Annotated in this window: 7 protein-coding genes; 5 read left to right on the top strand and 2 right to left on the bottom strand. The window is 66.9% G+C overall.

The window, feature by feature from the left end; translation table 11 throughout:
* Positions 1-443 precede the first annotated feature (443 nt).
* The 3 genes from ACFYXK_RS33840 to ACFYXK_RS33830 all read left to right on the top strand — a co-directional run bounded on the left by ACFYXK_RS33840 (position 444) and on the right by ACFYXK_RS33830 (position 2858).
* The gene (locus ACFYXK_RS33840; protein ID WP_389414640.1) at positions 444-887 is read left to right on the top strand and encodes a hypothetical protein; all 444 of its coding nucleotides are present in this window, start codon (positions 444-446) and stop codon (positions 885-887) included.
* A gap of 87 nt (positions 888-974) precedes the next feature.
* Positions 975-2087: an ISL3 family transposase gene (locus ACFYXK_RS33835; protein WP_389414639.1), complete on the top strand. Its 1113-nt coding sequence runs from the start codon at positions 975-977 to the stop codon at positions 2085-2087.
* Between the two features lie 177 nt (positions 2088-2264).
* Positions 2265-2858 carry a GNAT family N-acetyltransferase gene (locus tag ACFYXK_RS33830; RefSeq protein ID WP_389414638.1) on the top strand — a complete coding sequence of 198 codons (594 nt, stop codon included), beginning with the start codon at positions 2265-2267 and terminating at the stop codon, positions 2856-2858.
* A 252-nt stretch (positions 2859-3110) separates the two neighbouring features.
* On the opposite strand, the gene ACFYXK_RS33825 is transcribed toward ACFYXK_RS33830, so the two are convergent.
* Together ACFYXK_RS33825 and ACFYXK_RS33820 are read right to left on the bottom strand one after the other, a co-directional pair.
* Positions 3111-4286 (bottom strand): glycosyltransferase, encoded by a 1176-nt coding sequence (locus ACFYXK_RS33825; RefSeq protein WP_389414637.1) that lies wholly within the window; start codon positions 4284-4286, stop codon positions 3111-3113.
* Positions 4287-4653: 367 nt separating this feature from the next.
* A complete protein-coding gene (locus tag ACFYXK_RS33820) occupies positions 4654-5196 on the bottom strand; it encodes a DUF6368 family protein (RefSeq protein ID WP_389414636.1) in 543 nt (180 codons plus the stop codon).
* Positions 5197-5430: 234 nt separating this feature from the next.
* On the opposite strand from ACFYXK_RS33820, the gene ACFYXK_RS33815 reads away from it, so the two are divergent.
* Positions 5431-5826, top strand: a complete 396-nt coding sequence (locus ACFYXK_RS33815; protein WP_389414635.1) for a hypothetical protein — start codon at positions 5431-5433, stop codon at positions 5824-5826.
* A 223-nt stretch (positions 5827-6049) separates the two neighbouring features.
* A complete protein-coding gene (locus ACFYXK_RS33810) occupies positions 6050-6478 on the top strand; it encodes a DUF6086 family protein (protein WP_387288857.1) in 429 nt (142 codons plus the stop codon).
* Positions 6479-6630 lie beyond the last annotated feature (152 nt).

The following is a 6630-nucleotide window of genomic DNA, read 5'->3' as shown; positions in this document are numbered from 1 at the left end:
CTCATGACCCGACGCCTCACCCACCAGAACACCCCCAACTGGCGCGACACCTGACCCCAAATGAAACAGACAACCGAGAATCAAACGCTCACTAAAGCGACGAGCGGCCGGCGCCAGCCTCTGAGCACGTCGCCCGCGCGTCTGCTCGCGTGTGTGCATCGCAGTTGTCCATCCGGGCCAACTACCGCGCTCAGCACAGCGATCACCGGGCATGTGTCTGTGCGCCGTAGGTGGCGGATGAGCGCTCTACTTGGTTCTGACCGCGCTTCCGTGACGTGTACGCCAGAGGGACGGCCGCGCCCAAGCCAGGATGTGCGGTCGGAATCTCAACGGTTCGGCCAGCTCAGCGCACGGTCGAGGCTTGGGCGTGATGGAAAATGGATCGACGGCCCTGCGCTCCAAGGGCGAGCATGCGGGGCTGCGCCACGCTGAGCGGAGGTTCCGTGGGATCCAGAGACGCCGACATCGACTTCACGTTCACCCACCCGACCACCGCGCGCGCGATCGTGGATGCCCTCACCGCGGTGGGCTGGTCGGTGGACGACCCTGCCGGGGGTGTCACCCACATGATCAACGACGCGGACGACATGTACGAGTGGTACGCCAGCTCCCCCGAAGACATCGACGAGGTACTGGTACGCCTGGACGCGCCCGGCAACCTGCCGTACACCGTGGCCATCAACGTCTACCACCCCGAAGCCAGGACCGGCGGGATGTTCATGTTCATGCCCGGCCGCACAAAGGTCTGCTTCTCGCCCAGCATCGACCGCCGCCACATCCCGGAGGCGCTCGCGTTCACCGACCTCGCCTGGTACCTGCACGCCCTCGTACCCGTCCTCGCCACGACAGGGCTCGAAGGGTACGAAGCCAAAGAGATCAAGTACTGAGCATCCAGTTGCAACACCTCGTACCTGGCGGGATGTGCTGCAAAGCGGAGGGATTGCAGGATCGTTCCGCCAGGGGATCACGCCGTAATGGAGCTGGAGACTGTCGAGGACGCCCTCTTCCCGGGCCTGACCCTCGTCGTGCGGAAGGCCGTCGTCCTGGATGACCACTTGATGATCGACGCGGCTGGCTGCGGGCCACCCGGAGTGTGTCCCGCGTGTCAGCATCCCGCCGCACGCGTCCACAGCAGGTACTGGCGGCACATAGTCGGACTGCCGGTCAACGGTCTTCGGTTACTCGTCCGCCTCCGTGTCCGCCGATTCTTCTGCGATCAGCCTCGATGCCCGCGTCGGACTTTCGTGGAACAGGTGGCCGGCCTGACCGAGCCGCGACGCCGCTCTTCGACGGCGGCGCGGTCCGCGATGCGGTCGGTCGCAGTGGAGCTCGGCGGCCGCCCAGGCGCACGCCTCTGCGCAAAGCTGCGGCTCTATGGCCTGCGGACATCCATCCTGAGCAAGCTGACCGCTCCACCTGTTCCAGCACGGGCTCCACGGATCCTCGGCATCGATGAGTTCGCCTTCCGCAAGGGCCGGACCTACGGCACCGTTCTCGTTGACGTCGAGTCCTCCCGGCCGGTGGACGTATTGCCGGATCGAGAGACCAGCACAGTCGCCGCCTGGCTCCAGGAGCACCCCGGCGCGGAGATCATCTGCCGGGACCGCCTGATGGCATTCACCAAGGCCATCAGACAGGCCGCCCCTGACGCCCTGGAGGTGGCAGATCGCTGGCATCTCCTCCAGAACCTCTCCACGGCAGTCGAGAAGACCTGCCGACAGCACCGTGACTGCCTTCGACGGCCAGCCGAACCAGAGGCGAGCCCGCCGCTGGCCACACCGGATACCCCGCTCCTGGCCCGGATCCGACAGCGCCGCGCGGAGGTCAACGAGCTCGCCGCCACGGGGCTGCCACTCAACGCCATCGGCCGCCGACTGCGGCTGGACCGCAAAACGGTCCGGCGCTACCGGAACAAGGATCTTGCAGACCTTCTCGCCTCTGCTCAGGATCGAGGCCACGGCGTCCTCGACCCGTTCATGGAGTACGTGCAGCACCGCTTCCACGCGGGCTGCACCAGCTCGATGCAGCTCTACCGCGAGGTGCTTGCCCTCGGCTACACCGGCGGGTACCACGTCGTGCACCGCTAGGTAGTGACCATCCGGAAGGGCATCGCGGTCCCCGCCCGCTCGATCACTACGGTCCGACAGACTGCTGCACTCCCTGCACGGCGTCGCAGGGGCACTCCAGCGGCACGCACGCGTCCCGGCCGTCGCCAACTGGATCGAGCAGTACCGCACCATCACCGCCACCCAAGGAGGACGGGCGTGACCGCCAGCACCCAAGACGACGTCGCCATCCGCTCCTACGGCCCCGGCCACGTCCCAGCCCTCCTCGACACCCTCGCCGATATCTGGGCAGACGCCCACCCTGAACTCGTCGACACCCCCGGAGGCACCACCGACGGCCTATCCAGCGACGCCCTACGCCGCCAGATCACCGGCCACGCCCGCCGCGAAGGCTTCGTCCTGGTCGTCGCATACGCCCACGGCAGCCCCGTCGGGTTCACCTACGCATTCCCAGCCACCCCCGAATACTGGTACGGCCCCGACCTCCTCCCGCACATCCCCGAGCACATCCGGGCCGGCCGTCTGATGGGCCTGTGCGAGCTAGCCGTCACCCCGGCCTGGCAAGGACGAGGCATCGGAACCCGCCTCCACAACCAGCTCGTGACCGCCATCGCGCCCGACTGGTCCTCCCTCCTGGTCCACCCGGACAACCCCCGCGGCCGCGCCCTGTACGACCGGCTCGGCTACACCTACGCGGGCCCGTACCGAAATGAGCTCGGCGGGCCCGTCTACGACCTCCTGGTGCTCCAGGTCGAAACGGACAAGCGCCCGCCGACGTGCGCCAGCGCCTGATCCGGCTACCATCGGGTTTTCGCAAAGCTCGCCGAAGCACGTTGCGGCCGGCCCGTTTCCGAGATCCTTCCGCTTCTCCGCCACGCAGCCGACGAAGCGCTGCTCGGCTTCACGGGCGCGGACCTCCGGGAACAGGCGCAGGCCATCAGCGCGGGTGAGCCGTACATCCTGCGCGTCACGCTGGCCTGCGCCGTGATGATCGAGGCTTGCCCAGCCCTGCCCATCGGACGCCGCCGCCCGTAACGCGGATGATCAGCCGGCTGCGGCGGACAGCACCACATCCACGAGCCTGTCCGCCGCATCCGGCCGCCCGTGCGCCCGAGCCCGCTGCGCCATCGCCGCCCGCAGGGTGGGGTCGGTCAGGAGCGGGCCGACCGCCCTCTCCAGGGCCTGCCCGGTGACCTCGCCGAGGAGAGCGAGTGCCGCACCCGCGTCGGCCAGATGACGGGCATTGTGCGCCTGCTCATTCCCGGCCGATGTGGCGAGTGGGACGAACACCGCAGTCTTGCCGAGTGCGGTCAGCTCAGCCAGAGTTCCGGCCCCGCTCCGGGACACCACGATGTCCGCCAGCGCCAGCACGTCCGGCAGCTCCGGCCCGACGAACCCGGTCAGGTGATACCGGCCGGCGAGAACCGGGTCCAGTCCGGCAGCGGCCACCCGCAGCTCATCGACGTTCGCCGGACCGCACTGGTGGATCACGTTCGCGTGACTCAGCAGCCAGGGCAGCACGTCCCGGATCACGGCGTTGATCTGCTGGGCACCCTGCGCCCCACCGGTGACATAGACCGTCGGCAGACGCCGGTCGAACCCGTACAGGTTCAAAGCCTCGACCGCCTTGTCCGCGTGGCCGCCCAATACTTCCGGCCGCACGGGGTTCCCGGTGACGACTGCACGCTTGCGCACGTTGGCAGGCAACAGCGCCAGCGAGGACTCCGAAGACACCGCGATACGCGTCGCTGAACTCGCGAGCTTGCGGTTGGCCAGGCCCAGCCGGACGGTCTGCTCGTGCAGGACCAGCGGACGGCGGCACAGTCGCGCGGCCAGCCCGGCCGGGACCGCGACGTACCCTCCCGTCGCGAGAACGACGTCCGGCTGGAACCCGGACACGATCGTCCTGGCCTGCGCCACACCGAGAGGCACCCGAGCCATGTCCTTGACATTCGAGGCGGACATCATCTTCAGCGGGTTCGCCGACCGACGGATCTTGCCCGTGGCCACCGTCCTGAACGCGATCCCCGCCGCCGGAGCGACACGCGCCTCAAGACCCTCCGCGGTCCCGATCCACAGGACGTCCAGCGTGCTGCCCGCATCCGCGAGGCGGCCCTGCAAAGTCTGGATCGCCGTAAGGGCCGGGTACGTGTGACCACCCGTTCCACCGCCCGTCACGAGCAGACGGAACGAACGCGGGAGTGCGGAGGAAGTGTTCACCCCATGCACCCTACTGGCTTCCCAGTCCCGCACGGTGACCTATCCAAAGCGGCCCGGGAGATACACCTTCGGTCAGAGTCAGACTTTCGACCACTCTCCCGTACGTCATCAGCGGGCATCCCCGCAGCAGGCCCCGACGCGGGCGAGCCGGAGTAGCTGCTCGATGCGCTGGAGGAAGAAGGCCAGCCTTGTGCACGTCGCCAAGCGGGTCCGTGAGCGCGGCCTGAAGGTGTTCATCGTCGACCCCGAGGGCTTGGAGCGCCAGGACGGTTCTGGTTCGAATACTCGCTGGAGGGACTGCAGACCGCAGACACCTTCACGGCAAGACGGCCGCCGACGCGATCGGTGAGCTGGAACAACCGCTCGACTACTTCAGCAGCCGGAAGCCGGGCTGCCGAGCCCACGCTCTGAGGAATTCCGCTGAACCGTAGGCGGCAGGCCACGGATCCGTCATCGTTGCGATGATGCCTGGAAGGTCGGTCACGATCGGAACTTGATCCTCAAGAAGTTCGGCATTGGCGACGCCGCCGATCACGTCCATGACAGCAGCGGTCAGCAAGGCCGTGACGACGTGGTCTATCGGCCTGTTGCAGAACGCTATGACGTCGACGGCGTGGGTCGGGGTGAAGCCGATGAGGGGTTCCTGGTCGAATTCGTCGGCGTGTTCGGCATCGAAGATGGCCTCGTCGCCGATGCCGGGTCCCATGAGAGAGACCATGACTGGCCGGCGTCCATCGATGCCCCCGGTGTCGGCGATGCCGAGGCTCTCCGCGTGAATGTTCAGGTCGTACTCTCCGACCCGCTTCTCCTCAAAGTGAGACGAGGAACGGACAAGGAGTTCCCGGAGCCGCTGAATGGATACGGGTGGGACGGGCCCCGCCAACTCAATCACCAACACCGGACCGCTCATGACGAGAGCCTAGCCAGCCTGGGCTCGCATCCCCAACCGGTTACTCAGCGTGCCCTCTCCGCAGAACCTGAGCCAGAACCTAAGAACGGACAGCAGCTGTTCGCGACGTCGGGAGGCACCGCCGTCTGGCACTGTTCGATTGCAGTAGCAGTAACTCTGCAACCGCCACGCCGGCCGTTGCCGCTCTCCCTGCGAGCGAGCACGCGTGCGCGAGCTGGGTGCGATCCTGCGTGTATGAACCATCTCGGCGACGCGCACCTGCACACCTGGACGCTACGTCTTATGGCTCTCCTGGCAGCCGACCCCCAGGATCAACTTGCCTGGCTAGGCGAGCGTGAGCTGGACACAAAGGACGTCGTTGAAGAGGTGGAGCTCCTCTGCCGCGTCTCTGAAGGACTCGCGGAGCGCGGTGTCTTCGAGCCCGGGGAACTGCGCGATCTCCGGGCCATCGGCCGTCGCCTCGGTGAGATCGATGCCACCTGCCGCGTCGGCTTCTGGGACAACGCGCTGGTCACAGATTCAGCCTGGGGCGACGTACGTTCTCTCGCCCGCCAGTTTCTCCTCACGAGCCTGGGCGACTGGCGTCAGCCACTGCCACGCCCTGTGCGCCCGCAATCGGGGCACCACTGAGCCGTCCAGGCCGCGCTGGTGCGACTTTGGCGCAGTCGGCTCCGCACTCCGCCTGCCAGACCTCGGCAGCTGCCCTGGGCCAAAACTCAGGCGTGTTCGAATCCTCGGCGTGCTCTGGTGCCTCCCGAAGTCGGGTTCTGGCTCACTTTCCGTGGAGGGCTGACTGACCGTAATGTCATGTGCTTGCGACGCTGGCCGGTATGACCAACAGGGAGGGGCTGCATTGAGCCAGTACTACGACATGGGCGACGAGACCCTGTGGAACCCGTCCAACGGGGCCTCCCGGCTGTTCATGAGCCAGGTGAGTGTCTACGAAGCCGAACTGGGGCTGCCGTCCGGCATCGGGCCCATGCAAGCTGACGAGTGCCAGATCGACCCCATCGCGTTCAAAGAGTTCGTCGACGCCCTGCTTGCGTGGCACCGGAGAACGAGTCACGCAGTCATGGCTGCCCTGTCCGAGGGCTTCGTCGCCACGATGCTGGTCCTGGCGGAGAGGGCAGGCATCGAGGTGAACTGGCAGCCAGCAGGCATCGCCGAGGACGGAGGTCTCAAGGATGTTCAGGTCCCGGCGGCCCCGGTTTCCTCTGAGGGGGCTTGGGCAGCCGCCCTTCAGTGCAAGTCACGCGATCTGGGCCGCTTCATGGCGGCCTGAGCCTGGTCTGCCCCGCGAAGTGCTTGGAAGCCATCAGAAGGCGACGTCCTATGAGTAAGTGAGCGTTTGATTCTCGGTTGTCTGTTTCATTTGGGGTCAGGTGTCGCGCCAGTTGGGGGTGTTCTGGTGGGTGAGGCGTCGGGTCATGAGGT

It is taken from the genome of Streptomyces sp. NPDC002209 (assembly GCF_042890265.1).
Taxonomy (GTDB): Bacteria; Actinomycetota; Actinomycetes; order Streptomycetales; family Streptomycetaceae; genus Streptomyces.
This window is presented reverse-complemented; position numbering and strand designations above follow the sequence as displayed.

Bases quoted from the DNA above. Each gene is read 5' to 3' on its own strand.
- ACFYXK_RS33815 (WP_389414635.1), top strand. From the start codon at position 5,431: ATGAACCATCTCGGCGACGCGCACCTGCACACCTGGACGCTACGTCTT.
- ACFYXK_RS33820 (WP_389414636.1), bottom strand. From the start codon at position 5,196: ATGAGCGGTCCGGTGTTGGTGATTGAGTTGGCGGGGCCCGTCCCACCC.
- ACFYXK_RS33835 (WP_389414639.1), top strand. From the start codon at position 975: ATGGAGCTGGAGACTGTCGAGGACGCCCTCTTCCCGGGCCTGACCCTC.